Raw genomic sequence first — 26,974 nt, forward strand, 5'->3', positions numbered from 1 at the left:
CCGAACCCGGCCTGCCCGCGCCGCCGCCCGCCGGGCCGGTGCGGCGGGCCCCGCTCGGCCTGGTCGCCGGGGCCCGCAGCGGCGACAAGGGCGGCGACGCCAACGTCGGAGTCTGGGCGCGCACCGACGACGCCTGGCCGTGGCTCGCCCACACGCTGACCGTCGACCGGTTCAGGGAGCTGGTCCCGGAGAGCCGCGAGCTGCCCGTCACCCGGCACGTGCTGCCCCGGCTGCGGGCCCTGAACTTCGTCGTCGAGGGGCTGCTGGGCGACGGCGTCGCCGCCCGGCACCGCTTCGACCCGCAGGCCAAGGCGCTCGGCGAATGGCTGCGCGCCCGCCACCTCGACCTCCCGGAGGCCCTCCTGTGACCGTCCTCCCCTCCGCGCTGGACGTCACCGGCCAGGAGTACCTCGACCACCGCGCGACCATGCTCGGCCGGCTCGCCGACCTCGACGCCGAGCACGCCAAGGCGCTCGCGGGCGGCGGCGAGAAGTACGTCGAACGCCACCGCGGACGCGGCAAGCTGCTCGCCCGCGAGCGCGTCGAACTGCTCCTCGACCCGGACACCCCGTTCCTCGAACTCTCCCCGCTGGCCGCCTGGGGCAGCGAGTACACGGTCGGCGCCTCCCTCGTCACCGGCATCGGGGTCGTCGAGGGCGTCGAGTGCCTGATCACCGCCAACGACCCCACCGTGCGCGGCGGCGCCAGCAACCCCTGGTCGCTGAAGAAGGCGCTGCGCGCCAACGACATCGCGCTCGCCAACCGGCTGCCCTGCGTCAGCCTGGTCGAGTCGGGCGGCGCCGATCTGCCGTCCCAGAAGGAGATCTTCGTTCCCGGCGGGGCCGTCTTCCGGGATCTGACCAGGCTCTCGGCGGCCGGGATCCCCACGGTCGCCGTCGTCTTCGGCAACTCCACGGCGGGCGGCGCCTACATCCCCGGCATGTCCGACCACGTCATCATGGTCAAGGAGCGCGCCAAGGTGTTCCTCGGCGGGCCGCCGCTGGTGAAGATGGCCACCGGCGAGGAGAGCGACGACGAGTCGCTGGGCGGCGCCGAGATGCACGCGCGGGTGTCCGGGCTCGCCGACCACTTCGCCGTCGACGAGCGGGACGCCCTGCGCCAGGCCCGGCGGGTGGTGGCCCGCCTCAACCACCGCAAGGCGTACGGCGATCCGGGCCCGGCCGAGCCGCCGAAGTACGACGCGGAGGAGCTGCTCGGGATCGTCCCCGGCGATCTGCGGGCGCCCTTCGACCCGCGCGAGGTGATCGCCCGGATCGTCGACGGCTCCGACTTCGACGAGTTCAAGCCGCTGTACGGCGCCAGCCTGGCCACCGGCTGGGCCCGCCTGCACGGCTACCCGGTCGGCATCCTCGCCAACGCGCGGGGCGTGCTGTTCAGCGAGGAGTCGCAGAAGGCCGCCCAGTTCATCCAGCTCGCCAACCAGCGCGACATCCCGCTGCTGTTCCTGCACAACACCACCGGCTACATGGTCGGCGCGCAGTACGAGCAGGGCGGCATCATCAAGCACGGCGCGATGATGATCAACGCGGTCGGCAACAGCCGGGTGCCGCACCTGTCCGTGCTGCTGGGCGCCTCCTACGGCGCCGGGCACTACGGCATGTGCGGGCGGGCCTACGATCCGCGCTTCCTGTTCGCCTGGCCCAGCGCCAAGTCCGCCGTCATGGGCCCGCAGCAGCTCGCCGGTGTCCTGTCGATCGTGGCCCGGCAGTCCGCGCTGGCCAAGGGGCGCCCGTACGACGACGACGCGGACGCGGCCCTGCGCGCCATGGTGGAGCAGCAGATCGAGTCCGAGTCGCTGCCGATGTTCCTCTCCGGGCGGCTCTACGACGACGGCGTCATCGACCCGCGCGACACCCGCACCGTTCTCGGCCTGTGCCTGTCCGCCGTGCACACCGCGCCCTTCGAGGGCGTGCGCGGCGGTTTCGGCGTCTTCCGGATGTGAGGCCCATGATCTCCACCCTGCTCGTCGCCAACCGGGGCGAGATCGCCCGCCGCGTCTTCCGCACCTGCCGTGCGGCGGGCATCCGCACGGTCGCCGTGCACGCGGACCCGGACGCCGGCGCCCCGCACACCCGCGAGGCCGACGCCGCCGTCCGGCTGCCGGGCGCGACGCCCGCCGAGACGTATCTGCGCGGCGACCTGATCGTGCGCGCCGCCCTCGCCGCGGGCGCCGACGCCGTCCACCCCGGCTACGGCTTCCTCTCCGAGAACGCCGGTTTCGCGCGCGCCGTGCGGGAGGCGGGTCTGGTCTGGGTCGGCCCGCCGCCCGAGGCGATCGAGGCGATGGCGTCCAAGACCCGCGCCAAACGGCTGCTGGGCATCGCGCCCCTCGACCAGGTCACCGCCGCCGACCTGCCGGTCCTGGTGAAGGCGGCGGCGGGCGGCGGCGGGCGCGGCATGCGGGTGGTGCGCCGCGTCGAGGAGCTGGACGACGCGCTGGAGGCGGCCCGCGCCGAGGCGGCGAGCGCCTTCGGCGACGGCGAGGTGTTCGTCGAGCCGTACGTCGAGGGCGGCCGCCATGTCGAGGTGCAGATCCTCGCCGACGGCCACGGCACGGTGTGGACGCTCGGCACCCGCGACTGCTCCCTCCAGCGCCGCCACCAGAAGGTCATCGAGGAGGCGCCCGCCCCCGGCCTCGGCGCCGGACTCGACGCGCACATCAGGGAGTTCGCGGTGCGGGCGGCGCGCGCCGTCTCCTACGTCGGCGCGGGCACCGTCGAGTTCCTCGTCGACGGCGACGGACGCGCCCACTTCCTGGAGATGAACACCCGCCTGCAGGTCGAACACCCGGTCACCGAGGCGGTGTTCGGCGTCGACCTGGTCGCGCTGCAACTGCGCGTCGCGGAGGGCGCCGCCCTGGAGAGCGCGCCGCCGCCCGCCCGCGGCCACGCGATCGAGGCCCGCCTCTACGCCGAGGACCCGGCCCGCGACTGGGCCCCGCAGACCGGCACCCTGCACCGGCTCGCCGTCCCCGACGGGGTCCGCCTGGACAGCGGGTACGACGACGGCGACACCGTCGGCGTCCACTACGACCCGATGCTCGCCAAGGTGATCGCGCACGCCCCGACCCGCGCGGAGGCGCTGCGCAAGCTCGCGGGCGCCCTGGAGGCGGCGACGATCCACGGCCCGGTCACCAACCGCGACCTGCTGGTGCGCTCGCTGCGCCACGAGGAGTTCGCCGCGGCCCGCCTCGACACCGGCTTCTACGACCGCCATCTGACGGCCCTGACCCCCCCGGCGCCCGACCCGTGGGCGCCGCTCGCCGCGGCCCTCGCCGACGCCTGCGGCCGCTCCCGGTTCGGCGGCTGGCGCAACGTCGGCCCCGGGACGCAGACCAGGCGGTACGCGGTCGCGGGGCAGGAGCACGAGGTCCGCTACCGGCACACCCGGGCGGGGCTGGCGGCCGACGGCGTCCTGGTGGTCCACGCCGACCCCGCGCTCGTCGTCCTCGAAGTCGACTCCGTGCGGCGGCGGTTCGCGGTGGCCCGGTACGGCGACCGGGTCCATGTGAACGGAACCGCTCTGACGGCGCTGCCCCGCTTCCCCGACCCGGTCGCCGAGCTGGCCCCCGGCTCCCTGGTGGCGCCGATGCCCGGCACCGTCGTCCGGGTGGCGCCGGGGCTCGCGCCGGGCGCGGAGGTGAAGGCGGGCGAACCGCTGCTGTGGCTGGAGGCGATGAAGATGGAGCACCGGGTCACGGCGCCGGTGACGGGGACGCTCACCGCCCTGGAGGCCGCCGTCGGCCGGCAGGTGACGGAGGGCACCCTGCTGGCGGTGGTCAGCCCGACGTAGCCGCGCCCGCCCCGAGCGCCGAACCGCCGCTCACCCGGCCCGTGTCGAACCCCCACCTCACCCCGCCCGCCACCCGGCGGGACCCGCCCCGTCCCCGAAGGAGCCCCATGCCCGCCACCCTTCTGGAAACCGACGAGCACCAGGCCCTGCGCGCGGCGGTCGCCGCCTTCGGACGGCGCTACGGCCGCGACTACCTCACCCGCGTCCAGGAGGAGGGCGGCTACCCCAGGGACCTCTGGCTGGAGGCGGCCAAGCTCGGCTACCTCGGCGTCAATCTCCCCGAGCGGTACGGCGGCGGAGGCGCGGGGATCACCGAACTAGCCATCGTCCTGGAGGAGTTGGGCGCGGTCGGCACGCCGCTGCTGATGATGATCGTCTCCCCGGCGATCTGCGGCACGGTGATCTCCCGGTTCGGCACCGACGCGCAGCGCGCCGAGTGGCTGCCCGCGCTCGCCGACGGCTCGCGCATCATGGCGTTCGGCATCACCGAGCCCGACGCCGGGTCCAACAGCCACCGCATCACCACCACCGCCCGCAGGGACGGCACCGACTGGCTGCTCACCGGCCGCAAGGTGTTCGTCTCCGGCGTCGACATCGCCGACGCCACCCTGATCGTCGGCCGCGCCGAGGACGCCCGCACCGGCAGCCTCAAGCCCTGCCTGTTCATCGTCCCGCGCGACGCCGAGGGCTTCACCCGGCGCCCCATCGACATGGAACTGCGGGCGGCGGAGAAGCAGTTCGAGCTGACCCTGGACGACGTGCGGCTGCCCGCAGGGGCGCTCGTCGGCGACGAGGACGCCGGGCTGCTCCAGCTCTTCGCCGGACTCAACCCGGAGCGCGTGATGACGGCCGCGTTCGCGATCGGCATGGGCCGCTTCGCCCTCGCGCGGGCCGTCGAGTACGCCCGCGAACGCACCGTGTGGAAGACCCCGATCGGCGCCCACCAGGCCATCGCCCACCCCCTCGCGCAGGCCCACGTCGAACTCGAACTCGCCCGCCTGATGACCCGCAAGGCGGCCCTGCTCTACGACGCGGGCGACGACGCCGGGGCCGGTGAGGCCGCCAACATGGCCAAGTACGCGGCCGGTGAGGCGTGCGTGCGCGCCGTCGACCAGGCCGTGCACACCCTCGGCGGCAACGGACTGACCCGCGAGTTCGGGCTCGCGTCGCTGGTCACGGCCGCCCGGGTGGCCCGGATCGCCCCGGTGAGCCGGGAGATGATCCTCAACTACGTCTCCCACCAGAGCCTGGGCCTGCCCAAGTCGTACTGACCGGCACCCCGTGGTGCGAGGAGGAACCGTGTTCCGCAGCGCGTACGCAGACGTCCCGCCCGTAGAACTCCCCATCCACGAGGCGGTCCTCGGCCGGGCCGCCGCCCACGGCGACCGGCCCGCCCTGATCGACGGCACGGACGGCACCACCCTCAGCTACGCCCAACTGGACCGCTTCCACCGGCGGGTGGCCGCCGGGTTCGCCGCGCTCGGGGTCCGCAAGGGGGACGTGCTCGCGCTGCACAGCCCCAACACCATCGCCTTCCCGACCGCGTTCTACGCGGCGACCCGCGCCGGGGCGACCGTCACCACCGCCCATCCGCTGGCCACCGCCGAGGAGTTCGCGACCCAGTTGCGCGACGCGTCCGCCCGCTGGATCGTCACCGTCTCCCCGCTCCTGGACACCGCCCGCCGGGCCGCCGAACTCGCTGGCGGGGTACGGGAGATCCTGGTCTGCGACCAGGCGCCCGGCCACCTCTCCCTGATCGACCTGCTGGCCTGCCGCGACCCGGAACCCGACGTCGCCATCGACCCGGTGAACGACGTCGCGGTCCTGCCGTACTCCTCCGGCACCACCGGCCTGCCCAAGGGCGTGATGCTCACCCACCGCCAGATCGCCACCAACCTGGCCCAGCTCGAACCGCTGGCGGCCACCGGACCGGGCGAACGCATCCTCGCGGTCCTGCCGTTCTTCCACATCTACGGGCTGACCGCCCTGATGAACGCGCCGCTGCGCTCCGGCGCCGCCGTCGTCGTCCTGCCCCGCTTCGAGCTGGAGGGCTTCCTCGCGGCCGTCGAGGAGCACCGCGTCACCGGCCTGTACGTGGCGCCGCCGATCGTCCTCGCGCTGGCCAAGCACCCGGCCGTCGCCGCACACGACCTGTCGTCCCTGCGCTACGTCCTGAGCGCCGCCGCCCCGCTCGACGCGGACCTCGCCGCGGCCTGCGCGCGCCGCCTCGGCCTGCCGCCCGTCGGCCAGGCGTACGGCATGACGGAACTCTCCCCCGGCACCCACGTCGTCCCGCTCGACGCGATGGACCAGGCGCCGCCCGGCACCGTCGGCAGACTCGTCCCCGGCACCGAGATGCGCCTCGTCTCCCTCGACGCCCCCGCCCGTGACCTCGGCGCGGGCGAGACGGGCGAGATCCTCATCCGCGGCCCGCAGGTCATGAAGGGCTACCTGGGCCGCCCCGACGCCACCGCCGACATCCTCGACGCGGACGGCTGGCTGCACACCGGGGACGTCGGCCGGGTCGACGACGAGGGCTGGCTGTTCGTCGTCGACCGGGTCAAGGAACTCATCAAGTACAAGGGGTTCCAGGTGGCCCCCGCCGAACTGGAGGCGCTGCTGCTCACCCACCCCGGCATCGCCGACGCGGCCGTCGTCGGCGCCCCCGACGAGCACGGCAACGAGATCCCGCACGCCCACGTGGTCCGCTCCGGCACCGGACCGACCGCGCAGGAGGTCATGGAGTACGTCGCGGCGCGCGTGGCCCCCCACAAACGGGTGCGCGCGGTCACCTTCGTCGACGCCGTGCCCCGCGCCGCCAGCGGGAAGATCCTGCGCCGTGCCCTGCGGGAGCGGACATGAGCGGCGTCGGCACCAACCAGGAGCGCGGGGTGCGCACCCTCAGTCTCGACGCGCCGGACACCCGCAACGCCCTGTCGGCCTCCCTGGTACGGGAGTTGACGGCCGCGCTCACCGCCTCGGCCCGCGACGACGACGTGCGCGCCGTCGTCCTCACCCACACCGGCACCACCTTCTGCGCCGGGGCCGACCTGCGCGAACCGCCCGCCCCCGACGACGTGGTGCGGCTGCTGCGGCTCCTCGTCGAGCTGCCGCTGCCCGTCGTCGCCCGGGTCACGGGCCACGTCCGCGCGGGCGGCCTCGGCCTGCTCGCCGCCTGCGACGTCGCCGCCGCCTCCACGGCCGCCACGTTCGCCCTCACCGAGGTCCGCATCGGGGTCGCCCCGGCGATCGTCTCGCTGCCGCTGCTGCCCCGCACCGACCCGCGCGCGCTTGCCCGGTTCTGCCTGACCGGCGAGCGGTTCGACGCCGCCGAGGCAGTCCGCCTCGGCCTGCTCACCGCGGCGGGCGACGACGTGGACGCCGTCCTCGCACCCGTCCTCGACGGGCTGCGCAGAGCGGCGCCGCAGGCCCTCGCGGAGACCAAGCGGCTCCTCACGGCTAGGGTGCTGGAAGCCTTCGACCGGGACGCGGCCGACCTCACCGCGCTCTCGGCACGGCTGTTCTCGTCCCCGCCCGCGCGCGAGGGGATGACGGCCTTCCTAGAACGACGGGATCCCGCATGGGTGCTGTGACCGCAGTCGACCGCTCGCCCAAGCAGGACCGCAGCCGGGCCACCCGGCAGCGGCTCCTGGAGGCGGCCGTCGCCTGCCTCGCCGAACACGGCTGGGCGGGCTCCACGGTCTCCGTCGTCGCCGAGCGCGCCGGGGTCTCCAGGGGCGCGGCCCAGCACCACTTCCCGACCCGTGAGGACCTGTTCACCGCGGCCGTCGAGTACGTCGCCGAGGAACGCTCCACCGCCCTGCGCGCCCTCTTCCCCGAGGGCGCGGCCGGTGACCGGCGGGCCGTCGTCGCCGCCCTCGTCGACCTCTACACCGGCCCCCTCTTCCGGGCCGCCCTGCACCTGTGGGTGGCCGCCTCGAACGAGGACCAGCTGGGGGCGCGGGTGACCGAACTGGAGGCGCGCGTCGGCCGGGAGAGCCACCGGGCCGCCGTCGAGCTGCTCGGCGCCGACGAGAGCCGGGCGGGCGTCCGCGAGACCGTCCAGGGCCTGCTGGACATGGCGCGCGGCCTGGGCCTGGCCCATCTGCTCACCGACGACACCGCGCGCCGCCGCAGGGTCGTCGCGCAGTGGGCGGACATCCTGGACCGGGAGCTGGGCGGCTGACCCGCGCCGCCCGCGCCCGGCCGGTCAGGGGCTGAGGCGCTCCACGCGCCAGGCGCGGTCCCCGGCCGGGACGTACCGCAGCCGGTCGTGCAGCCGGTTCTCCCGGCCCTGCCAGAACTCCACCGTGCCCGGCGTCACCCGGAACCCGCCCCAGTGCGGCGGCACCGGCACCTGCTCGCCCTCCGGGTAGCGGGCCGCCAGCTCGGCGTACGCCGCGTCCAGGGCGTCCCGCGAGCCGATCACCGAGGACTGGGCGCTGGCCCACGCGCCGAGCTGCGAGCCGTGCGGGCGGGTGCGGAAGTAGGCGGCCGTCTCGTCGCGCCCGGTGCGCCTGGCCACTCCGGTGACGATGACCTGCCGGGCCACCGGGTGCCACGGGAACAGCAGCGAGACGTGCGGGTTCTCGCCCAGGTCGCGGGCCTTGCGGGAGCCGTAGTTGGTGTAGAAGACGAAGCCGTCGGCGTCGAAGTGCTTCAGCAGCACGGTGCGGGAGCCGACCCGCCCCTCGGCGTCGGCCGTGGAGACGATCATGGCGTTGGGCTCGTGGATCCGCGGCTCCTTCGCGGCCTGCTCGAACCAGTGGGCGAACTGCTCCGTCGGGGTGGCGGCGAGCGCGGACTCGTCCAGGCCCTCGGCCTGGTACTGCGCGCGCATCACGGAGGGGTCGAGGGGCACGGCGTCTCGGTCGTTCACGCGGTCATCTTGCCGTATGTGCGGCCCGGCACGGTGACGCTTCCCACGGGCCAGAGTGGCACTGAGTGCCGCTAGGGGTGCCCAAAGGTGGCACTCGGGGATATCGTGCGAGAGGCCGAGCCGCCACGTCCCGAGGAGCCGCCGCATGTCCGACTTCGTACCCGGACTCGAAGGAGTCGTCGCGTTCGAGACGGAGATCGCCGAACCCGACAAGGAAGGCGGCGCCCTGCGGTACCGGGGCGTCGACATCGAGGACCTGGTCGGGCACGTCGACTTCGGTCACGTCTGGGGGCTGCTGGTCGACGGCGCCTTCAACCCGGGCCTGCCGCCCGCCGAACCCTTCCCGATCCCGGTCCACTCCGGCGACGTGCGGGTCGACGTGCAGTCCGCGCTGGCCATGCTCGCCCCGGTCTGGGGTCTCAGGCCGCTCCTCGACATCGACGCCGGGCGGGCCCGCGACGACCTCGCGCGGGCCGCCGTGATGGCGCTGTCCTACGTCGCCCAGTCGGCGCGCGGCCAGGGGCTGCCGATGGTCCCGCAGACCGAGATCGACAAGGCCCGCTCCATCACCGAGCGCTTCATGATCCGCTGGCGCGGCGAGCCCGACCCCAGGCACGTCGCCGCCGTCGACGCCTACTGGACCTCCGCCGCCGAGCACGGCATGAACGCCTCCACCTTCACCGCCCGCGTCATCGCCTCCACCGGCGCGGACGTCGCCGCCGCGCTCTCCGGCGCCGTCGGCGCGATGTCGGGTCCGCTGCACGGCGGCGCGCCCTCGCGGGTCCTCGGCATGATCGAGGAGATCGAGCGCACCGGCGACGCCGAGGGGTACGTCCGCCAGGCCCTGGACCGGGGCGAGCGGCTGATGGGCTTCGGGCACCGGGTCTACCGCGCCGAGGACCCCCGTGCCCGGGTGCTGCGCCGCACCGCGCGGGAGCTGGGGGCGCCGCGCTTCGAGGTCGCCGAGGCGCTGGAGAAGGCGGCCCTCGCGGAGCTGCACAGCCGCCGTCCGGACCGGATCCTCGCCACCAACGTGGAGTTCTGGGCGGCGATCGTCCTGGACTTCGCCGAGGTCCCGGCGCACATGTTCACCTCCATGTTCACCTGCGCCCGCACGGCCGGGTGGTCCGCGCACATCCTGGAGCAGAAGCGGACCGGACGGCTGGTGCGGCCGTCCGCGCGCTACGTGGGCCCCGGCACCCGGGGTCCGGACGCCGTCGAAGGGTTCGACGCGATCGCCCGCTGACGGCGGCCGGTGACGCGGGCGGCCGCCGACGGCGGTCGCGGCGCGCCCGGGGGGCGCGCGAGGGGAGTGTGACCCGAATGTTTGCGCCCCCTTGTGCGCCCCCTGCGGGCGTCCGGCCGGGTCAGGCGGAGGCGAGCAGCCCGGCGTGGTGACGGCGGGCCACCAGCGGGTGGGCGCGGAGCTTGCCCTTCAGCTCGTTGTAGCCGTACTCAGCGAAGAGCGGGTTGGCGGGATCGTCGCTGACCCCGGGCGCCGCCGCCGCGTGCGGGAACGGCAGCGGCGCGATCCGGGCGTCCAGCCGCGGGTTGTAGAAGAACGGCACCGAGAAGCGCTCCGTCGCCCCGGGCGGGCTCACCACCCGGTGGTTGGTGGCGACCAGGTAGCCGTCGGTGGCGACCTCCAGCAGCTCGCCCAGGTTGACCACGAACGCGCCCTCCAGCGGCGGCACTTCGTGGAACCGGCCGTCCTCGCGCTGCACCTGGAGACCGCCCACCCGGTCCTGGAGCAGCAGCGTCAGGAAGCCGTAGTCCTTGTGCGCGCCGACGCCCTGGTCCGCGCCGTCGCCCGCGCTGCCGGGGTAGCGCACCAGCTTCAGGTGCGGGTGGGCGTCCGCGCCGAAGACCGGGTCGTAGAAGTCGGCGGGGGCGCCGATCGCGGTCAGCAGCTCGTGCAGCAGCCGCCGCGCGACCAGGCTCAGCCGGTCGATCCAGGCGAGCGCCGCGGCGCGCAGTCCGGGCAGGGCGGCGGGCCACTGGTTGGGGCCCTGGAGCCACAGGTAGGCGGGCTCGCCGGGGCCGGGCACCCTGGCGGGCCGCTCGGCGCCTATGTCGAGCTGGTCGCGCCAGTCGCGGGAGCCGCCGGTGCGCTCGTCCCCGGTGCGCGTGTAGCCGCGGAAGTGCGGCGAGTTGACGTTGTCCAGGGCCAGCCGGTCGGCCTCCGGGAGGCGGAAGAAGTCATGGGTGGCCCGCACCAGCCGCGCGGTCAGGTCCGGGGTGACCCCGTGCCCGACGAGCTGGAAGAACCCCACGTCGTGGGCGGCGCTGTGCAGTTGGGCGTGGAGCAGGGAACGCGCCTGCGGGCCGCGGTCGGCGGCCGACAGGTCGATGATCGGGAGCTGGTCGTACGACGGGGTCGTCGAGGAGAGCGTCATCAGATGTGTCCGCGGGTGTACGGGGACCCGGGCGCCGGCCATGGGTGGGCACGCGGCGCCGGAGCCGATGGATGAGAGAGGTGCGGGCGGTGCGGGAGAGGGGCCCGGGGTCAGGCGGAGCGCCGACAGCCCGTGCTCGTGACGCGGTGGAAGTCCACGTGGCGGCGTCGAACGAGCGGAACCATGACGGAAGCGTACTGCGAGCGGCGACGGCCCCGGCGGGAGCGGCCGGGACGGCCGGTGGCCCGTGCGCGCGGGACCCGCGGACGGCGGCCCGCGCACGCAGACGACCCGCGAACTCGGGTTCCTCCGCCGTGCGGCGGGGGAGCCGGCCGGACGTACCGGCGAGTTCGCGGGTCGGGTGACTGCTGGGATTGGGCCGGCTGCACGCGTCTGTCACGTGCCGGTCCGGCACCGCACTCGGTGTGGTGACGGGCGCTAGCCCGCAGTCACCTCACGCGTCCGGTCTGCATACATCTGCCGAACCACCTCCCTTCTCGTGTACGACCACCCTAGGAAGGCGGCGCCCATCGATCAACCGTTTTTTCCGGGCGGTGCCGACGGGCGCGTCCGGGGCACCGCGGAGGCGCCCAGTCACGTTGCGTACATGACACGGTGACGGGTGCGACGCGCCGCGGACCGGCGTGCGCCCCCGCACCACGGTGCCCCGTTGACGCGCGCCGGTGGGCGATGTTCGCTGAAGAGGTGACTGATCTTCGTGTGGTCCCCCCGGAGGCCGGGAACCCGGCACGGCGGACCGGCGGACCGGGCTCGTGGATCAGCTCGCGGACCGGCTTGTGGATCGACCTGACGACGAGGGAGGCGGGGGCGGGCGCGGTGCGGCACAACGATTACCTGCAATCTCGGGGAACCCGGTGTGCCCTGCGTCACGTTCCAGTTAGATGATGGCGAGTGAGCGAACCGACGCGCCGTACGTGCGGACGCAGCTTGGCAGGGGGTCCAGGTGAGTGCTTCCCGGCGTGGTGGGACCACCGACGCACTGGGCCCCGACGAGCCCGAACGGGCGGGTCCCGAGGGCCCCGACGGCGCGGACCTCCTCGCCGCCCTGCTCGACGGGATGGACGCCGCCCTGTGCGCGCTGGACGCCGACGGCGTCGTCACCCACTGGAACCGCGAGGCCGAGCGCATCCTCGGCTGGAGCGCGGCCGAGGCCGTGGGGCGCAAGGGGTTCGCGGGCTGGGCGGTGCGCCCGGCGGACGCCGACGAGGTCCAGCGGCGCCTGATGTCCGCCATGGACGCGCACGGCCGCCAGGTGCACGAGTTCGCCCTGCTGACCAAGGACGGCGGACGGGTGCTGGTGCGCACCCAGTCGGCCGCCGTGCGCGGACCCGGCGGCGACTCCGCGGGCGTCTACTGCGCCTTCAGCGAGGTCCACGCCCAGATCGACCTGGAACGCTCGATCGCCCTCAGCGAGGCCCTGTTCGCCGACGCGTCCTGGGGCGTCGTCCTCATCGACGCCGACCTGCGCCCCGCCGTGGTCAACGCGCACGCGGCCCGCGCCCTGGGCATCGGCCGCTCCTCCGCCCTCGGCCGCCCCCTCGGCGACCTGCTCGCGCACGGCGTCGAGGAGCTGGAGAGCGCCCTCACCCACGTCCTGGCCGAGGGGGCGCCGCCCGCGCTCGCCGAGTTCTGGGTGGGCGTGCGCACCGCCGAGGGCGAGCAGCGCAGGTGCTGGCGGTGCGGCTTCGTCCGGCTGGCGTCACCGCTCGCGGAAGAACCGGTTCCGCTGGGCGTCGGCTGGGTCTTCGAGGACGTCACCGAGGCCAAGCAGAACGAGCAGGAGGCGGCGCTGCTGCGCTTCCGCTCCAACCAGCTGCACCGCGCCGCGCGGGCCGCCGCCGAGTGCGAGGACCCCGCCGAGGCGGCCACCGTCCACCTGGACTTCGCCCTCGCGGGCTTCGCCGACCACGCCGTGATCGACCGGATCGCGGGCGGCTGCCTCACCGACGGCGAGCCGGCCGGACCGGTCCGCCTGGTGCGGGTCGCCGCGACCCCCTCCGGCGGCCCCGGGCCGAGCCTGCTCACCGGCCGCGCGGGCCTGCCGGTCCGCTACGGGCCGGGACACCCGGCCCTGCAGTGCGTGGAGCGCGCGGGCTCGGTCCGCGCGGGCAGCGGCTCGGCCGCGCCCGAACAGGCCAGGGAGTGGGCCACCGCGCGCCGCTGGCCGCCGGACGCGGTCCACGCGCTGTGCGCGGTGCTGCGCAGCCGGGGCAGGACGCTCGGGGTCGTGACGTTTCTGCGCGGGGCGGGTCGCGCCCAGTTCGAACGGGCGGACGCGGCCTACGCGGAGGACGTCGCCGTCCGCATCGCCACCGCCCTCGACCTGGCCGGAGCCCTGGAGGGCGGGGAGCGCGACTGAGCGGATCGGGGCGCGTCCCGGCTCCCGGAGAGGCCGGCGCGGGACACCCGGCACGGCCCGTCGCCGTGCCGGGGGCGGCGCTCAGCGGCGGTAGAAGATCCGGTCGCCGTACTCCGTCATCACGCGGCCGTTCCACTCGTGGCCGCCGTCGACGTTCCCGGAGCGCAGCAGCGGGGGCTCGGTGCCGCGGTCGGCCAGGACGCCCGCCGCGGTGGCCACGACCGCCTGGAGCAGCGCCGAGGTGACGACCGTGGAGGCGGGGGCGAAGGGCGCCGGGATGGTGTCCAGGGTCAGCTCGGCGTCCCCGACCGCGATCTTCGAGTCCAGGACGACGTCGCAGTGGTCCTTCAGGTACGTCCCCGAGGTGTGCCGGGACGACGTCTGCCCGGCGTAGGCGACCGAGGTCACGCCGATCACCCGCACGCCGCGCGCGCGGGCGGTCAGGGCCATCTCCACCGGCAGCGCGTTGCGCCCGGAGAGGGAGACGATCACCAGGGCGTCGCCCGCGCGCAGCGGCGAGCTGTCCAGGACGGCGCTCGCGAGGCCGTCGACCCGTTCGAGCGCCGAGCCGAGCGTCGCCGGCATCACGTCCACGCCGACCACCCCCGGCACCGCGAGCAGGTTCATCAGGGCGAGACCGCCCGCCCGGTAGACGACGTCCTGCGCGGCGAGCGAGGAGTGGCCCGCGCCGAAGGCGAACAGCCGCCCGCCGGACTCCACCGTGTCCGCGAGCAGCGCCCCTGCCTCGGCGATCCGCTCCGCCTCCTCGTCCCGTGCCCTCCGCAGCAGGTCGATCGCGGCGTCGAAGAACTGCCCGGCCAGTGTGGCGTCGCTCATGCGGGTCCTTTCGGGGCTGCGTCCGTGCGGTGCCCGTGCCTGTGTCGCGGATCACGGTGCGGTCTGCACCGGCGCCCTGTCAATACGGGGGCGTACGGTGGTCCGTGCGCGCTCACCGTGACGGCCCGCACGCGGAGCGGGGCCGCCGCGCATCCGCCCGCGGGCCCGCGGTCTCCCTGGCACGGCACGGTTGTCGGTGGTATGCGTCAGAATTGAGGCCAGGGCCAGCGCACGCGCCGGGAAGCCGCCGCGCTTCCGGCAGATCTCATCGAGGGGCACACATGTCCGGACTGATCGACACCACGGAGATGTATCTCCGCACCATCCTGGAGCTGGAGGAGGAAGGTGTGGTCCCGATGCGCGCCCGGATCGCCGAACGGTTGGACCAGAGCGGTCCCACGGTCAGCCAGACCGTGGCCCGCATGGAGCGTGACGGCCTGGTGTCCGTCGCCAGCGACCGCCACCTGGAGTTCACCGACGAGGGCCGCAGGCTCGCCACCCGCGTGATGCGCAAGCACCGGCTCGCCGAGTGCCTGCTGGTCGACGTGATCGGCCTGGAGTGGGAGCAGGTGCACGCCGAGGCGTGCCGCTGGGAGCACGTGATGAGCGAGGCGGTGGAGCGCCGCGTCCTCGAACTGCTGCGCCACCCGACCGAGTCGCCGTACGGCAACCCGATCCCGGGTCTTGAGGAGCTGGGCGAGAAGGACGGCGCCGACCCCTTCCTGGACGAGGGCATGGTCTCGCTGGCCGACCTCGACCCGGGCACCGAGGGGAAGACGGTGGTGGTGCGCCGCATCGGCGAGCCCATCCAGACCGACGCGCAGCTGATGTACACGCTGCGCCGGGCGGGGGTGCAGCCCGGCTCGGTGGTGAGCGTGACGGAGTCGGCCGGGGGCGTGCTGGTGGGCAGCGGCGGCGAGGCCGCCGAGCTGGACACGGACGTCGCCTCGCACGTCTTCGTCGCCAAGCGCTGACCACCCGCTCGTCACCCTGCGTGGTGTCCTGCGGGGCGCCGGTCAACTGCCGTGTCCGGGGGAGCGGTTGGTACCCCCGGTGACTCCCGTCGGCGATCTCGTCGAATAACGGAATTCTGTGCGTCGAATCGCAGCGCTCCGGCGATTCGCGTGCCAGGCTTGCGCTGAGGCATATGACCTGGAGGGGGCGGGCGGATGTGCCGCAGACACGGTGAAGGCCCCGGCGCCTTGCGGCGCCGGGGCCCGTCCTCCCCTGTGCTGACCCGGAGCCCCGAGCTCCCAGGGTCATTCCCCTCGGACCGTTTTCCCCGAGCGGTCCGCCTCCCGCTGAAGATCTCCCCTCCCTGGTGGCGATCATTCCTGGCGGGCGGTCACTCGAACGAGGGGTGTTGACCGCAGAAAGAGCATTTTCGAATACGCATTCGATAATCTGGGGGGTGTCGCGGGCCGCACGGTACGGCGGCCGACGCAGAGCGGGCGGCCGGGCCGAGGTCCGCAGCCCGCACCGAGCGGGAGCGGTCCCACCAAAGCGAGGGGGTGCCAGGACCAATGGCGCGGCGCATCGAGGTGACCGGCGCGGGCGGGGTACGGCTCGCCGCGTGGGAGTTCGGAGACCCGCCGAAGGGCGAACCGGCGAGACTCGTACCGGACCAGTCCGCCCCGCGGGACCGTCCCCGGCGGGACCGGCGGCTCGCGGCGGCCCAGGAGCCCCGGGGCGTCCCGCCCGAACCCTGCCTGCGGGTGATCGACCCGAACGCCCCGGCGCAGCCCGCCCCCGCCGGCCGCGAAACCGCGCCCGCCCCGCCGGCCACCGGGACCCCGGACACCCCCGGTGTCCTGCTGCTGCACGGGCTGATGGGCCGGGCCTCGCACTGGGCGTCCACCGCCCGCTGGCTCTCCGCGCGGTTCCGGGCCGTAGCGCTCGACCAGCGCGGCCACGGCCAGAGCGAGAAACCCGCCGACGGCGCCTACACCCGCGAGGCGTACATCGCGGACGCCGAGGCCGCCATCGAACAGCTCGGGCTCGGGCCCGCCCTCCTGGTCGGCCACGCCATGGGCGCGCTGACCGCCTGGCAGCTCGCCGCCAGACGCCCCGACCTGGTCAGCGGCCTGATCATCCTGGACATGCGGGCCTCCGCGCTCGGCGCCGCCTCGCAGCGCGAGTGGGCCGACTGGTTCAGGGCCTGGCCCGTCCCCTTCGCGACCCTCGCCGACGTCCGCAAGTGGTTCGGCGAGGACGACCCCTGGGTGGAGCGCCCGCACCGGGCCCGCGGCGAGTTCTACGCCGAGGTGATGCGCGAGGCGCAGGACGGCTGGTACCCGGTCTTCGACCCGGAGCAGATGCTCACCTCCCGCGAGGCATGGGTCCTGGACGCCCACTGGGAGGAGCTGGCCCAGGTCAGATGCCCCTCCCTGGTCGTGCGCGGCCTGGACGGCGAGCTGGGCCGCGCCGAGGCCCAGGAGATGGTCCGGGTGCTGCCGCGCGGCCAGTACGCGGAGGTCGCCGACGCCGGTCACCTCGTCCACTACGACCGGCCCGAGGGGTGGCGGGCGGCGATCGAGCCCTTCCTCGCCCAGGTGCTCACCGACCGCACGGGCTGACCGCGGGCGGGCCGCTCACCCCTTGCTGACCGCCGTCAGGATCTCCGGCAGGCGGTTCGCCGTGCGCGGCGCGGCGAGCCGCAGCCCCGCCCAGCCGACGCCCGCCCCGTACGCCGCGCCGAGCGGCAGCAGCAGCCAGAGGTGGCGGTCCCCGCCCGCCGACACGTTCAGCCAGATCGTCACCGCGATCACCGGCGAGCAGAGCAGGGCCGCCGCGACCATCCCGCCGAAGATCGAGATCCAGGCGAGCCCGGCCTGCCCGGGGGCCACGTTCTTGTAGCCCTCCTGCGGGATGGAGTACGGGAAGCGGGCCGACGTCCAGGCGCCGGTCGCCAGCATCGCCCCGAGCAGCGCCAGCGACAGCCCGAGCACCTCCGGCAGCCGTGTCCACGCGCCGAGCAGCGCCGTCGTCAGCACGGTCACCACGACCGCGTACGGCAGGGTGATCACCAGCAGCGCCAGGGCCCGCCCGCGCAGCTCCACATAGGCGTCCCGCCCGTCGGAGATCGTCGCCGCGACCATCCAGAACGCCGAGGTGTCCTGCCCGAACTGGTTGTACATCTGCACGCCGAGCATGCCCGCGGCGAAGCACGCGAAGTAGATCGTGCCCGTGCCCTGCACCGCGTTGAACACCGGCACGATCAGCCCGATCGCCAGCGACGTCGCCCAGGCCGCCTTGGTCTTCGGGTCCCGCCAGACGTAGCGCAGGCTGCGCTCCATGACCGTGCCGGTGCGCCCGGCGGGCAGCAGCCCGGCCAGGCCCCCGGCGCCCCGGCCGCCCGCGGCCCGCTCCCGGTCGGGCGGCCCCGCGGCGTTCAGGGTGGAGCCGTCGGGCGAGGTCATCAGCCGGGTCAGATGCCGCGCCCACAGGGCGAGCAGCCCGGCCAGCGCCGCGCAGGACAGCGCCAGTTGGGCCGCGGCCGTCCCGTACGCGCCCCTGCTCACCGCGTCCACGGCCGCGATCGCGGAGCCGGGCGGCACCCAGCGCAGCACGTCCCCGACCGGGGTGAGCTGGGCGAGCCCGCTCACGCCGAGCCGCTGCGCGCCGAAGTTGACGACCTGCGCGCCCACCGCGATCACCAGCCCGCTCAGCACCGCCAGATCGCGGCCCCTGCGGCTGCTCAGCAGCCGGACGTTGGCGGCGGCCACCGCCCGCGCGAGCGCCACGCACACCAGCAGCGCCAGCGCCACCCCCAGCACCCCCGTGACGGCCGCCGCCGCACCGTGCGCGAGGGCGACCACCGAACCGAGCAGCAGGCAGAGCGTGAACAGCGGTCCGATGCCGACCAGCGAGGCGGCGAGCAGCGCCCGCACCAGCGGCCCCGGCCGCAGCGGCAGCATCACCAGACGCGTCGCGTCGAGGGTCTCGTCGCCGCTCGGGAAGAACAGCGGCATCACCGCCCAGCCGAGCGCCAGCACCGCGACCAGCAGCACGATCACGGACTCCACGTGCGCGTGCCCGCGCAGCGCGACCAGTCCGAGCGTCTGGAGCGCGGCGAACAGCAGCACCACGACGAGGGAGGTGACGTACGCGGCCCGCCGTCCGCCGGACTGCCGCAGCCCGTTGCGCAGCAGGGACAGCTTGAGGCGGACGAGGACGGACGTGACCGAGGGGGCGGTCCCGGCGGCCGTCACCGGCCGCCTCCCAGCCAGTCCAGGTCGGACGCGGTGTCCCGGGTGCCCGCGCCGACGAGTTCGAGGAAGGCCGCCTGGAGCGAGGGGGCGTCGCCGCGGACCTCGGCGAGGGTGCCGGTGGCGCGGATGCGGCCCGCGGCCATCACCGCGACCCAGTCGCACAGCGACTCGACGAGTTCCATGACGTGCGACGAGAAGACGACGGTGGCGCCGGAGCCCGTGTACCGCTCCAGGACGCCCCGGATGGTCTGCGCGGAGACCGGGTCGACGCCCTCGAACGGCTCGTCCAGGAAGAGCACTTCGGGGTTGTGCAGCAGCGCGGCGGCCAGCCCGATCTTCTTGCGCATGCCGGTCGAGTAGTCGACGACGAGGCGGTGCTGGGCGCCCGCCAGGTCGAGGACGTCGAGGAGCTGGGTGGCCCGCTTGTCGACCTCGTCGCCCGGCAGCCCCCGCAACCGGCCCGAGTAGCCGAGCAGTTCACGGCCCGACAGGCGCTCGAACAGCCGCAGCCCCTCGGGCAGCACCCCGATCCTGGCCTTCACCGCGACCGGGTCCCGCCACACGTCGTGCCCGGCGACCTCGACGCTCCCCTGGTCGGGTCTGAGCAGCCCGGTGACCATGGAGAGCGTGGTCGTCTTCCCGGCGCCGTTGGGACCCACCAGGCCGATGAACTTCCCGGCGGGCAGATCGAGATCGACTCCGGCGACGGCCACCTGCTGCCCGAACCGCTTCCAGAGCCCTCGCACGTGGACGGCCGCTGTTCCCATCGTCATACCGGCACCCTACGTTTCCCCGCCCCGCCCGCCGGGCTCCCCGCGAGGACGGCCGCGCCGAAGGGGCGCGGGACACCGCGCGACGAGCCCCCACCACCCGCCGTCGCCGTCCGGCCGGTCGCCCGCCCCCGGGAGGCGCCGACGCCCCCGCCCTGTCTACCGGTCCCGCCCGCACGCGTACGCCAGCGCCGAGATCAGCTCCTCCGCGTCCGGCAGCCAGCGGTTGGCCGCGGTCGGCCGGCAGGCCCACTGCACGGCGCCCCACGACCCGACCCGCGTCGGCGGCGCCGCCACGTACGTGCCCTCCCCGAGCACCGTGAGGTCGAGCGACGCGGGCGCCCACCCGAGCCTGCGCACCAGGTCGGGCACCTTCACCCCGGCGCCGGGCAGCACGAAGAAGTGCATCCGCCGGTCCGGCGTCAACGTCACGGGCCCGAGGTCGAGTTCCATCCGCTCCATGCGGGCCAGCGCGAGGAACCCCGCGCTCTCGGAGACCCGCAGCGCGTCGAACGTCCGCCCCGTGGGCAGCAGGATGGACGCCGAGGGCTGCTTCGCCCACATCCGCCGCACGCCCGTCGCGCCGCCGGTCGCCTGCGTCGCCCAGTCGTCACGCGCCGGGTGCGCGCCGGGGGCGGCGCACACGGCGTCGCCGCAGGAACAGCGCTGCACCCCGTCGACGGCTTCCAGCCAGGTGCCGGGGAAGACGTCCCAGTGGCGCTCCTCGGCGTAGCGTACGGCGGTCTCCAGCAGCGATTCCCCACGCCGCGTCGGAATCTGAGCGGCTTCGGTGCCCGCGATCGTCTCTTCCACGTCCACTCAACTCCCGCACCCACCTGGAGTTACGGGCGCGCCGCGCGCGGGGGAGGAGCATCGATTCCGCGGTCGGGGCGCATGGGTGCACGTTCAGGGGCGCGCGGGAGGATCCGCCGCATGGTCGGGGTAGCCAGAAATGGGGTCGGCGTCCGCCTTCACCCCGGCAATCCGCGCAAGCCTCGCATTTTCGTCATGTTCGCGGGGCATTGATCTTCACGGCCGGATCTTTTCGCTCCAGGGGTTCGCAGGGGGTACACCATGGCCGCGAGGCCACTCGTCGCGCGACAGCCGAACGAACGGCTGCAGGCACTCATCCAGGAAGCGGGCTGCTCGAACGCCGGGTTGGCCCGCCGGGTCAACATGTGCGGTGCCGAGCACGGGCTCGATCTCCGCTACGACAAGACGTCCGTGGCCCGCTGGCTGCGAGGGCAGCAGCCGCGGGGCCGGGCTCCCGCGATCATCGCGGAGGCGCTGGGCCGCAAGCTCGGCCGCACGGTCACGATCGACGAGATCGGCATGGCCAACGGCAAGAACCTCGCCTCGGGCGTGGGCCTGCAGTTCTCGCCGACGGTGCTGGGCGCCATCGAGCAGGTCTGCGAGCTGTGGCGCAGCGACGTGGGGCGCCGGGACTTCCTGTCCGGCTCCTCGGTCGCCGCGTCCGCGCTGGTCGAACCGAGCCGCGACTGGCTGATCTCCGCGCCGGACGGCCAGGTCGCGCGCTCGGCCGGCCCCCGGGTCGGACAGTCCGACGTGGCGGCCGTGCGGGCGATGACCCAGGCGCTCGTCGACCTCGACCACCAGTACGGCAGCGGGCACGTGCGCCCGGTCGTCGTGCACTACCTCAACAGCGTGGTGTCGGGGCTGCTGGCAGGCTCCTACCGGGAGGCGGTCGGGCGCGACCTGTTCGCCGCCGTCGCCCGACTCACCGAGCTGGCCGGGTACATGGCCATCGACACCGGGCAACCGGGCCTGGCGCAGCGGTACTACATCCAGGCGCTGCGGCTCGCGCAGGCGGCGGGCGACCGCGGGTACGGCGGCTACGTGCTCGCCGCGTCCATGAGCCACCTCGCCGCGCAGCTCGGGAACCCGCGTGAGATCGCCCAGTTGGCGCGGGCGGCCCAGGAGGGCGCGCGCGGCCGGGTGACGCCGCGGGCGGAGGCGATGTTCTTCGCGGCGGAGGCCCGCGGCCACGCCCTGATGGGCGACGCGCGCTCGGCGCAGGTGGCGTCCGGGCGGGCGGTGACGGCGCTGGAGGGCGCCGATCCGTCGAGCGGGGACGACCCGGCGTGGATCGCGCACTTCGACGCGGCGTACCTGGCCGACGAGTTGGCGCACTGCCACCGCGACCTCGGGCAGGCGGAGGCGGCGGCGCGGTGCGCGCAGGACGCGCTCGCCGGGCACCCCGCGACCCGCGCCCGCAGGCGGGCCATCGGCTATGTGCTGCTGGCCAGCGCGCAGGTGCAGCAGCGGGAGATCGAGCAGGCCTGCCACACCGGTCTGAAGGCGGTCGAACTCCTGGAGTCCGTACGGTCGAACCGGGGCGCGGAGTACCTGGAGGACTTCCAACTGCGCCTGGAGCCCTACCGGGACGAGCCGGTGGTGCGGGAGTTCGGGGCCCGGATGGAGCTCCAGGCGGCGTGAACGCGGGGCGAACGGCCGGTTCCTTCCGGGGGACCGGCCCTGTAACCGCCGTCACAGCGGCGGAGGTCACGAACTGAGCTGCGTGGCACGGGGCTCAGGGGACCCGGTAGCGTGAGCCGACGATTCCGAAGGTCCCCCATTCGTAGGAGTCCCGGTGACGCAGAGTGGACAGGGCGACGAGCCCTCGGCACGGCAGCCGCGCGAAGGCATCGTGCTGCCGTCCGACGGCGGAGAGCCCCTGCTGCCGGGCATGACGGGTGACGGCTACGGCGGCCGCGGCGCCGGACGGCACGGCGGCGGGCACGGCGGCTACGGCGAGCAGGACGCCGGGGCGCAGGGCGGCCAGGGCTGGAACGAACCGTGGGGTGCCGACCAGCAGCGGTACGGCAGCCCGGCCCCGCAGCCGGGCGAGGGCTGGGGCACCCCGTCGGGACCCCAGTGGGGCGCCGCCGACCAGCAGGGCGCGCAGGCGCTGCCGCCCGAGAACGGGCGGGACACGCGCTCCCCGGCTCCGTACGGCACGCCGTACGACCCGGCGCAGTCGATACCGCCGATACCCCGGCAGCCCTCGGGCGGCGATCCCTACGGCGCACCCGCGCCCTACGACGGCTCCGCGCCCGTCCCCTACTCCGGTGAGCGGGCCGCCGATCCCTACGCCGCGCCCCCGGCGTACGGCGCTCCCACCGGCCAGGACGGCTACGGGCAGGGCGGGCCCGGCGGGTCCGGTGCCCCCGCGGGCTTCGGTGCGCCCCTTCCCCCGCTCGCGGGTGAGGGCGCCACCCAGTACATCCCGCCGGTCGCGGGCGACGAGGGCGCGCCCCAGTACATGCAGCAGGGCGCGCACCCCGAGGGCGCCACCCAGTTCATCCCGCCGATCCCGAACGCGGACGGCGCGACCCAGTTCATCCCGCCGGTCACCGCGGACGGCGCGACGCAGTTCATCCCGCCGGTGCCCGCGAGCGAGGGCGCCACCCAGCTGATCCCGCCCGTGGGGCCCGGCGCGCTGCCGCCCGAGGCCGGGGCCGGGGCGCGTCCGTCCGGGTCCGACGCCGAGGCCACCCAGTACATCCCGCCGGTGACCGACCCGTCGTACGGCGGGGACCGGCAGCCGCCCGCCGAGTTCGACAACCTGTTCCGCGGGGACGGTCCCGCGGGCGCCACCCAGCAGATGCCGCGCGTCGACCACCAGGCGCCGCCCCCCGGGCCGCGCGCCTCGCGGCAGCAGCAGGCGGCGCCCAGGAACGAGGAGCGCGGACGCGGCGCGGCCCGCACGCGGTCCAAGGTGCCGCTGATCGCGGCGGCCGGGGTGGGCATCGTCGTCCTCGGGGTGGGCGCGGGCGCGCTCCTGAGCGGGGGCGGGGACGACGGCGGCAGCGACAACCAGACGGTGTCGGCGACGGCGCCCGCCGACCAGGAGTCCGCCTCGCCCGGCGCCGACCCGGTCAAGCAGCAGGCGGTCGCCCTCGACCAGCTGCTGGCCGACAGCGGGGACAGCAGGGCGTCGGTGATCAGCGCCGTCGCCGATGTGAAGACCTGCAAGAACCTCGACGGCGCCGCCTCCGACCTGCGCGACGCGGCCAAGCAGCGCACCGGCCTGGTGACCCGGCTGTCCGGGATCACCGTCGACAGGCTGCCCGACCACGCGGCGCTGACGGCCGCGCTGACCAAGGCGTGGCAGGCGTCCGCGTCCGCCGACAACCACTACGCGGCCTGGGCCGACCAGACCGGTGCCAAACGCGGCTGCCACAAGGGCCAGGCCCGCACCACGCAGCAGACCCGGGCGGGCAACGCGGCCAGCGGCACCGCGAGCGAGCAGAAGGCGGAGGCCGCCCGCCTCTGGAACGCGATCGCCAAGACGTACGGCCTGACGGAGCGCCAGCCGACGCAGCTGTGACGTTTCGCCCGGGGGTCAGTTGACCTTCGCGTCGCGGAGGGTGTCCGTCACGTCGGTGAAGCCCTTGCGGGCGGGCACGAGACGGCCGTCCCTGACCACCTGGAGGGTCACCTCGGCGTTGACCAGGCGGGAGAGTCCGATGGACGCCAACTCGCCCTGGAACCCCCACTTCAGCGTGGGGGTGAGGTCGCCGGTGGTGACCGCGAGGCCGCCGTTGAGGGCGCGGCGCACGGTGGCGGAGGTGACCTCGCCGCCGCCCAGGGACGCGACGACGGCCTTGAGCACGGTGTAGGCGATCCACGTCGTCTGCACCCCGGCGTCCGCCGGGTCGATGCGGTTGTCGTCGAACGCCTGCTCCTTGATCACCTTCTTCATCCCGGCCCAGCGGGCGTCCGAGGCGTCCGGGTACCAGCCGGTGACGAAGGCGCCCTCGTACGGTCCCGACGCGCCGCCGGACGCGTTGATCGCCGTCTGGTCGACGTTGCCGAGGGTCGCGGCGGTCCGCACCGCGGGGAACTTCTGGCGGGCCCGGCGGAAGGAGTCCATGAAGGTGCCGGTGCTGTCGCCGAGCGCGGGGATCACGCACCCCTTCTCGCCGGGCCGCGCGCTCGCGGCGGTCAGCGCCCGGGTCGACGGGACGGCGTACTCGGTGGTGTCGTCGGCGGCCCGCTCGTCGACCGCCGCCGCGTGGCCGCGCGCCTTGAGCCCCGAGTCGAGCATCGGGGGCAGTTCGTCGCCGCCGATGGTGTCCGGGCGCACCAGCACCACCGGGCCGCAGCCGGCCGCCAGTTCCCGGCCCAGGCCCGCGAGCAGGGTCGGCTGGCCGCCGTTGACCGGGTAGGAGAGCGGGCTGGTCAGCTCGGCGTTGGTGGCGCCGTACCCGCCGATGTAGGGGATTCCGGCGCCCTCCAGGGTGGGGAGGTAGGAGTCGCCGTAGAGGCTGTAGGAGCCGACGACCGCGACGACGTCCCGCTTGACGGCGGTCCGCGCGCACTTCGCCGCGGCCACGCTGTCGTTGCGCTCGTTGCAGGTCAGGACTTCGAGCTTGCGTCCGCCGAGGCCGCCGTGGGCGTTGATCCAGCGGGCGTACGCCTGGGCGAAGGCGGGCATGCCGGGCTTGTTGGTGCCGCTGGTCCCCGACGGCGCCCAGGTCATCACGGTGACGGTGCCGCCCGTGCCGTCGGTGCCCGGCACGACCCCGCACCCCGCGACGAGGCTGGCGCCCGCGGCGAGCGCCGCGGCCACCCTGGCGGCGCTCCTGGCGGGCCCACGGGGAGTGCGGTGGAAGGGGCTGCGGGTGCGTCGCCTGCCGGTCATGTCCACACACGCTTCCGCCACATCGCCAACCGGTGGGTGACCCACGGTTGTCGGGCGGTGACGTCGAGGTGAATTACGGGGGTCGGTGGGACGCGCGACAAGAAGAACGTACGATCGTTGACCGTGCAAGGTACGGAGAACTCTTCCCGTCGTGGCCGTCGCTCCTCCACCATGGGCGGCATGCCACTGAACGACATGCCGTGGTGGCGCTGGCGCAGCAATGTGCGCTCCGCGCTGCACATGCTCTCCGACCCCGTCTTCCAGCGGGACGTCTGGCTGGCCGGGGTCGACGGCTACGGGGACGTCACCGACGCCGTCTACCGGCTGGTGGAGGACACCTGGCTGGACAACTGGTCCGCCGAGAAGTACGTCGGCACGATCTTCCGGGACTCCCAGGAGGCGGCCCTCGTCGACACGGCCGTGCTGCGGGTGCTGCGGATCATGCACCAGGTCGGCCCCGACGCCCAGGTCTCCGTCTACGTCGAGCACCCGGCGTGGCCCGAGGCGGTCCGCGCGGCCCGCGACGCCCACGTCCGGATGGCGGTCGCCGACGGCGAGGACCCGGACGTGCCGCCGCGCACGCTGGACGTGCTGCGCATCATGACCCGCTCCGCGTAGCGCGCGACGGGGCGCGACGGGGCGCGGCCGGACCGGGGGCCGGTGGCTGGGGCCGAGGGGGTCCGGTATGGGACCCTGTCCTGCATGAACGAGCCGTCCAGCCTCGCCGCCGCTCCCACGGAGCAGTACATCCTCACCCTGTCCTGCCCGGACAAACAGGGCATCGTGCACGCCGTGTCGAGCTATCTGTTCATGACCGGCTGCAACATCGAGGACAGCCAGCAGTTCGGCGACCACGACACCGGGCTGTTCTTCATGCGCGTCCACTTCTCGGCGGAGGCGCCGGTGACCGTGGACAAGCTCCGCGCCAGCTTCGCGGCCATCGGCGACGCCTTCCACATGGAGTGGCAGATCCACCGGGCCGACGAGAAGATGCGCATCGTCCTGATGGTCAGCAGGTTCGGGCACTGCCTCAACGACCTGCTGTTCCGGGCGCGGACCGGGGCGCTGCCGGTGGAGATCGCCGCCGTCGTCTCCAACCACACCGACTTCGCCGAGCTGGTCGGCTCCTACGGCGTCCCCTTCCACCACATCCCCGTCACCAAGGACACCAAGGCCGAGGCCGAGGCGCGGGTGCTGGAGCTGGTGCGGGCGGAGAACGTCGAGCTGGTCGTGCTCGCGCGGTACATGCAGGTGCTCTCCGACGACCTCTGCAAGCAGCTCAGCGGGCGGATCATCAACATCCACCACTCGTTCCTGCCGAGCTTCAAGGGTGCGAAGCCGTACCACCAGGCGCATGCGCGCGGGGTGAAGCTGATCGGGGCGACCGCGCACTACGTCACCGCCGACCTCGACGAGGGGCCGATCATCGAGCAGGAGGTCGAGCGGGTGGGGCACGACGTGACGCCGGAGCAGTTGGTGGCGATCGGGCGGGACGTGGAGTGCCAGGCGCTGGCGCGGGCGGTGAAGTGGCACGCGGAGCGGCGGATTCTGCCGAACGGGCGCCGCACGGTGGTCTTCGCCTGACACGCGCCTCCGGCGGGGGTGCGTGTCCGGCGGCCGGTCTGTGAGGTTGCGGCGGGTGGGGGCTGGTCGCGCAGTTCCCCGCGCCCCTGGGGGTTGTCCTGCGGTCGGTTGTGAGAGTGCGGTGGGTGGGGGCTGGGTGCGCGGTTCCTCGCGCCCCTGGGGGTTGTCCGGCCCTGGGGCACAGGGGTGCCGGGGACTTGCGCATGCCGGTGCCCCGCGCCCACCCAGGGGCGCGGGGAACTGCGCGACGAGCCAGAGCGTTCCCGCGCTGAGCCGTGTGCCGCAACCAGCCTCTGCCTGGGGGCGCGGGGAACTGCGCGACGAGCCACAGCGTTGCCGCGCTGAGCCCGTGTGCCGCAACCAGCTCCTGCCCAGGGGCGCGGGGAACTGCGCGGGCGGCCGCCGTGCTCCCGCAGTGGGGGACCTACCTCACCCC

At 74.6% G+C, this 26,974-nt stretch carries 21 protein-coding genes and 1 pseudogene; 15 read left to right on the top strand and 7 right to left on the bottom strand.

Going from position 1 to position 26,974, the window contains the following annotated elements:
- From GA0115242_RS16515 to GA0115242_RS16545, 7 genes and pseudogenes are all read left to right on the top strand, one after another.
- Nucleotides 1-368 (top strand): annotated as a pseudogene (locus tag GA0115242_RS16515) (exopolyphosphatase); the annotation flags it as partial.
- A complete protein-coding gene (locus tag GA0115242_RS16520; protein ID WP_093829115.1) occupies nucleotides 365-1,963 on the top strand; it encodes an acyl-CoA carboxylase subunit beta in 1,599 nt (532 codons plus the stop codon). The pseudogene GA0115242_RS16515 and the gene GA0115242_RS16520, both read left to right, overlap by 4 nt.
- 5 nt (nucleotides 1,964-1,968) lie before the next feature.
- Entirely contained in the window at nucleotides 1,969-3,813 is a 1,845-nt protein-coding gene (locus GA0115242_RS16525; protein WP_093829117.1) for an acetyl/propionyl/methylcrotonyl-CoA carboxylase subunit alpha, read from the top strand.
- 107 nt (nucleotides 3,814-3,920) lie between these two features.
- Nucleotides 3,921-5,084, top strand: coding sequence for an acyl-CoA dehydrogenase family protein (locus GA0115242_RS16530; protein ID WP_093829119.1), 1,164 nt, complete (start codon nucleotides 3,921-3,923; stop codon nucleotides 5,082-5,084).
- 28 nt (nucleotides 5,085-5,112) lie between these two features.
- The gene (locus tag GA0115242_RS16535; protein ID WP_093829121.1) at nucleotides 5,113-6,675 is read left to right on the top strand and encodes a 4-coumarate--CoA ligase family protein; all 1,563 of its coding nucleotides are present in this window, start codon (nucleotides 5,113-5,115) and stop codon (nucleotides 6,673-6,675) included.
- On the top strand, nucleotides 6,672-7,406 hold the full coding sequence (locus GA0115242_RS16540; RefSeq protein ID WP_093829122.1) for an enoyl-CoA hydratase family protein: 735 nt from the start codon (nucleotides 6,672-6,674) through the stop codon (nucleotides 7,404-7,406). The genes GA0115242_RS16535 and GA0115242_RS16540 overlap by 4 nt, the downstream gene beginning before the upstream one ends.
- Entirely contained in the window at nucleotides 7,394-7,999 is a 606-nt protein-coding gene (locus GA0115242_RS16545) for a TetR/AcrR family transcriptional regulator (protein ID WP_093829124.1), read from the top strand. Before GA0115242_RS16540 ends, GA0115242_RS16545 begins: the two co-directional genes overlap by 13 nt.
- A 24-nt stretch (nucleotides 8,000-8,023) precedes the next feature.
- Here the strand turns inward: GA0115242_RS16545 and pdxH are convergent, their stop codons facing one another.
- Entirely contained in the window at nucleotides 8,024-8,692 is a 669-nt protein-coding gene (gene pdxH, locus GA0115242_RS16550) for a pyridoxamine 5'-phosphate oxidase (RefSeq protein WP_093829125.1), read from the bottom strand.
- A 145-nt stretch (nucleotides 8,693-8,837) separates the two neighbouring features.
- Here pdxH and GA0115242_RS16555 point away from each other — a divergent pair, with 145 nt between their 5' ends.
- On the top strand, nucleotides 8,838-9,938 hold the full coding sequence (locus GA0115242_RS16555; RefSeq protein ID WP_093829127.1) for a citrate synthase 2: 1,101 nt from the start codon (nucleotides 8,838-8,840) through the stop codon (nucleotides 9,936-9,938).
- A 121-nt stretch (nucleotides 9,939-10,059) separates the two neighbouring features.
- Here the strand turns inward: GA0115242_RS16555 and GA0115242_RS16560 are convergent, their stop codons facing one another.
- Complete coding sequence (locus tag GA0115242_RS16560) at nucleotides 10,060-11,088, bottom strand: isopenicillin N synthase family dioxygenase (RefSeq protein WP_093829129.1); 1,029 nt, start codon at nucleotides 11,086-11,088, stop codon at nucleotides 10,060-10,062.
- Between the two features lie 964 nt (nucleotides 11,089-12,052).
- Between GA0115242_RS16560 and GA0115242_RS16565 the strand changes: the two genes are divergently transcribed.
- Nucleotides 12,053-13,468 carry a PAS domain-containing protein gene (locus GA0115242_RS16565; RefSeq protein WP_093829131.1) on the top strand — a complete coding sequence of 472 codons (1,416 nt, stop codon included), beginning with the start codon at nucleotides 12,053-12,055 and terminating at the stop codon, nucleotides 13,466-13,468.
- An 81-nt stretch (nucleotides 13,469-13,549) separates the two neighbouring features.
- Here the strand turns inward: GA0115242_RS16565 and GA0115242_RS16570 are convergent, their stop codons facing one another.
- Nucleotides 13,550-14,305 (bottom strand): SIS domain-containing protein, encoded by a 756-nt coding sequence (locus GA0115242_RS16570; protein ID WP_093829132.1) that lies wholly within the window; start codon nucleotides 14,303-14,305, stop codon nucleotides 13,550-13,552.
- A gap of 281 nt (nucleotides 14,306-14,586) precedes the next feature.
- Between GA0115242_RS16570 and GA0115242_RS16575 the strand changes: the two genes are divergently transcribed.
- Both GA0115242_RS16575 and GA0115242_RS16580 read left to right on the top strand, forming a co-directional pair.
- Nucleotides 14,587-15,279 carry a metal-dependent transcriptional regulator gene (locus GA0115242_RS16575; protein WP_093829134.1) on the top strand — a complete coding sequence of 231 codons (693 nt, stop codon included), beginning with the start codon at nucleotides 14,587-14,589 and terminating at the stop codon, nucleotides 15,277-15,279.
- Nucleotides 15,280-15,828: 549 nt separating this feature from the next.
- Nucleotides 15,829-16,881 carry an alpha/beta fold hydrolase gene (locus tag GA0115242_RS16580; RefSeq protein WP_093829136.1) on the top strand — a complete coding sequence of 351 codons (1,053 nt, stop codon included), beginning with the start codon at nucleotides 15,829-15,831 and terminating at the stop codon, nucleotides 16,879-16,881.
- A 15-nt stretch (nucleotides 16,882-16,896) separates the two neighbouring features.
- Here GA0115242_RS16580 and GA0115242_RS16585 read toward each other — a convergent pair whose 3' ends face one another.
- The 3 genes from GA0115242_RS16585 to GA0115242_RS16595 all read right to left on the bottom strand — a co-directional run bounded on the left by GA0115242_RS16585 (nucleotide 16,897) and on the right by GA0115242_RS16595 (nucleotide 20,099).
- On the bottom strand, nucleotides 16,897-18,516 hold the full coding sequence (locus tag GA0115242_RS16585; RefSeq protein WP_093829138.1) for a transporter: 1,620 nt from the start codon (nucleotides 18,514-18,516) through the stop codon (nucleotides 16,897-16,899).
- Complete coding sequence (locus GA0115242_RS16590; RefSeq protein ID WP_370672290.1) at nucleotides 18,513-19,283, bottom strand: ABC transporter ATP-binding protein; 771 nt, start codon at nucleotides 19,281-19,283, stop codon at nucleotides 18,513-18,515. Before GA0115242_RS16590 ends, GA0115242_RS16585 begins: the two co-directional genes overlap by 4 nt.
- Nucleotides 19,284-19,445: 162 nt before the next feature.
- A complete protein-coding gene (locus GA0115242_RS16595) occupies nucleotides 19,446-20,099 on the bottom strand; it encodes a bifunctional DNA primase/polymerase (protein WP_093829150.1) in 654 nt (217 codons plus the stop codon).
- Nucleotides 20,100-20,360: 261 nt separating this feature from the next.
- On the opposite strand from GA0115242_RS16595, the gene GA0115242_RS16600 reads away from it, so the two are divergent.
- Entirely contained in the window at nucleotides 20,361-21,743 is a 1,383-nt protein-coding gene (locus GA0115242_RS16600; protein WP_093829142.1) for a transcriptional regulator, read from the top strand.
- Nucleotides 21,744-21,897: 154 nt separating this feature from the next.
- Entirely contained in the window at nucleotides 21,898-23,637 is a 1,740-nt protein-coding gene (locus GA0115242_RS16605) for a hypothetical protein (protein ID WP_093829144.1), read from the top strand.
- A 15-nt stretch (nucleotides 23,638-23,652) separates the two neighbouring features.
- Here GA0115242_RS16605 and GA0115242_RS16610 read toward each other — a convergent pair whose 3' ends face one another.
- Nucleotides 23,653-24,954: an ABC transporter substrate-binding protein gene (locus tag GA0115242_RS16610; RefSeq protein WP_093829152.1), complete on the bottom strand. Its 1,302-nt coding sequence runs from the start codon at nucleotides 24,952-24,954 to the stop codon at nucleotides 23,653-23,655.
- Nucleotides 24,955-25,071: 117 nt separating this feature from the next.
- Between GA0115242_RS16610 and GA0115242_RS16615 the strand changes: the two genes are divergently transcribed.
- On the top strand, nucleotides 25,072-25,572 hold the full coding sequence (locus GA0115242_RS16615) for an SCO4402 family protein (RefSeq protein WP_093829146.1): 501 nt from the start codon (nucleotides 25,072-25,074) through the stop codon (nucleotides 25,570-25,572).
- An 84-nt stretch (nucleotides 25,573-25,656) separates the two neighbouring features.
- A complete protein-coding gene (gene purU, locus GA0115242_RS16620; RefSeq protein WP_093829148.1) occupies nucleotides 25,657-26,538 on the top strand; it encodes a formyltetrahydrofolate deformylase in 882 nt (293 codons plus the stop codon).
- Nucleotides 26,539-26,974 lie beyond the last annotated feature (436 nt).

The sequence above is a fragment of the Streptomyces sp. SolWspMP-5a-2 genome, assembly GCF_900091845.1.
Lineage (GTDB): Bacteria > Actinomycetota > Actinomycetes > Streptomycetales > Streptomycetaceae > Streptomyces > Streptomyces doudnae.

Bases quoted from the DNA above. Each gene is read 5' to 3' on its own strand.
- GA0115242_RS16575 (WP_093829134.1), top strand. From the start codon at position 14,587: ATGTCCGGACTGATCGACACCACGGAGATGTATCTCCGCACCATCCTG.
- GA0115242_RS16560 (WP_093829129.1), bottom strand. From the start codon at position 11,088: ATGACGCTCTCCTCGACGACCCCGTCGTACGACCAGCTCCCGATCATC.
- GA0115242_RS16540 (WP_093829122.1), top strand. From the start codon at position 6,672: ATGAGCGGCGTCGGCACCAACCAGGAGCGCGGGGTGCGCACCCTCAGT.
- GA0115242_RS16525 (WP_093829117.1), top strand. From the start codon at position 1,969: ATGATCTCCACCCTGCTCGTCGCCAACCGGGGCGAGATCGCCCGCCGC.
- purU (WP_093829148.1), top strand. From the start codon at position 25,657: ATGAACGAGCCGTCCAGCCTCGCCGCCGCTCCCACGGAGCAGTACATC.
- GA0115242_RS16555 (WP_093829127.1), top strand. From the start codon at position 8,838: ATGTCCGACTTCGTACCCGGACTCGAAGGAGTCGTCGCGTTCGAGACG.
- GA0115242_RS16600 (WP_093829142.1), top strand. From the start codon at position 20,361: ATGGCCGCGAGGCCACTCGTCGCGCGACAGCCGAACGAACGGCTGCAG.
- GA0115242_RS16545 (WP_093829124.1), top strand. From the start codon at position 7,394: ATGGGTGCTGTGACCGCAGTCGACCGCTCGCCCAAGCAGGACCGCAGC.
- GA0115242_RS16570 (WP_093829132.1), bottom strand. From the start codon at position 14,305: ATGAGCGACGCCACACTGGCCGGGCAGTTCTTCGACGCCGCGATCGAC.
- GA0115242_RS16530 (WP_093829119.1), top strand. From the start codon at position 3,921: ATGCCCGCCACCCTTCTGGAAACCGACGAGCACCAGGCCCTGCGCGCG.
- GA0115242_RS16590 (WP_370672290.1), bottom strand. From the start codon at position 19,283: ATGGGAACAGCGGCCGTCCACGTGCGAGGGCTCTGGAAGCGGTTCGGG.
- GA0115242_RS16580 (WP_093829136.1), top strand. From the start codon at position 15,829: ATGGCGCGGCGCATCGAGGTGACCGGCGCGGGCGGGGTACGGCTCGCC.
- GA0115242_RS16610 (WP_093829152.1), bottom strand. From the start codon at position 24,954: ATGACCGGCAGGCGACGCACCCGCAGCCCCTTCCACCGCACTCCCCGT.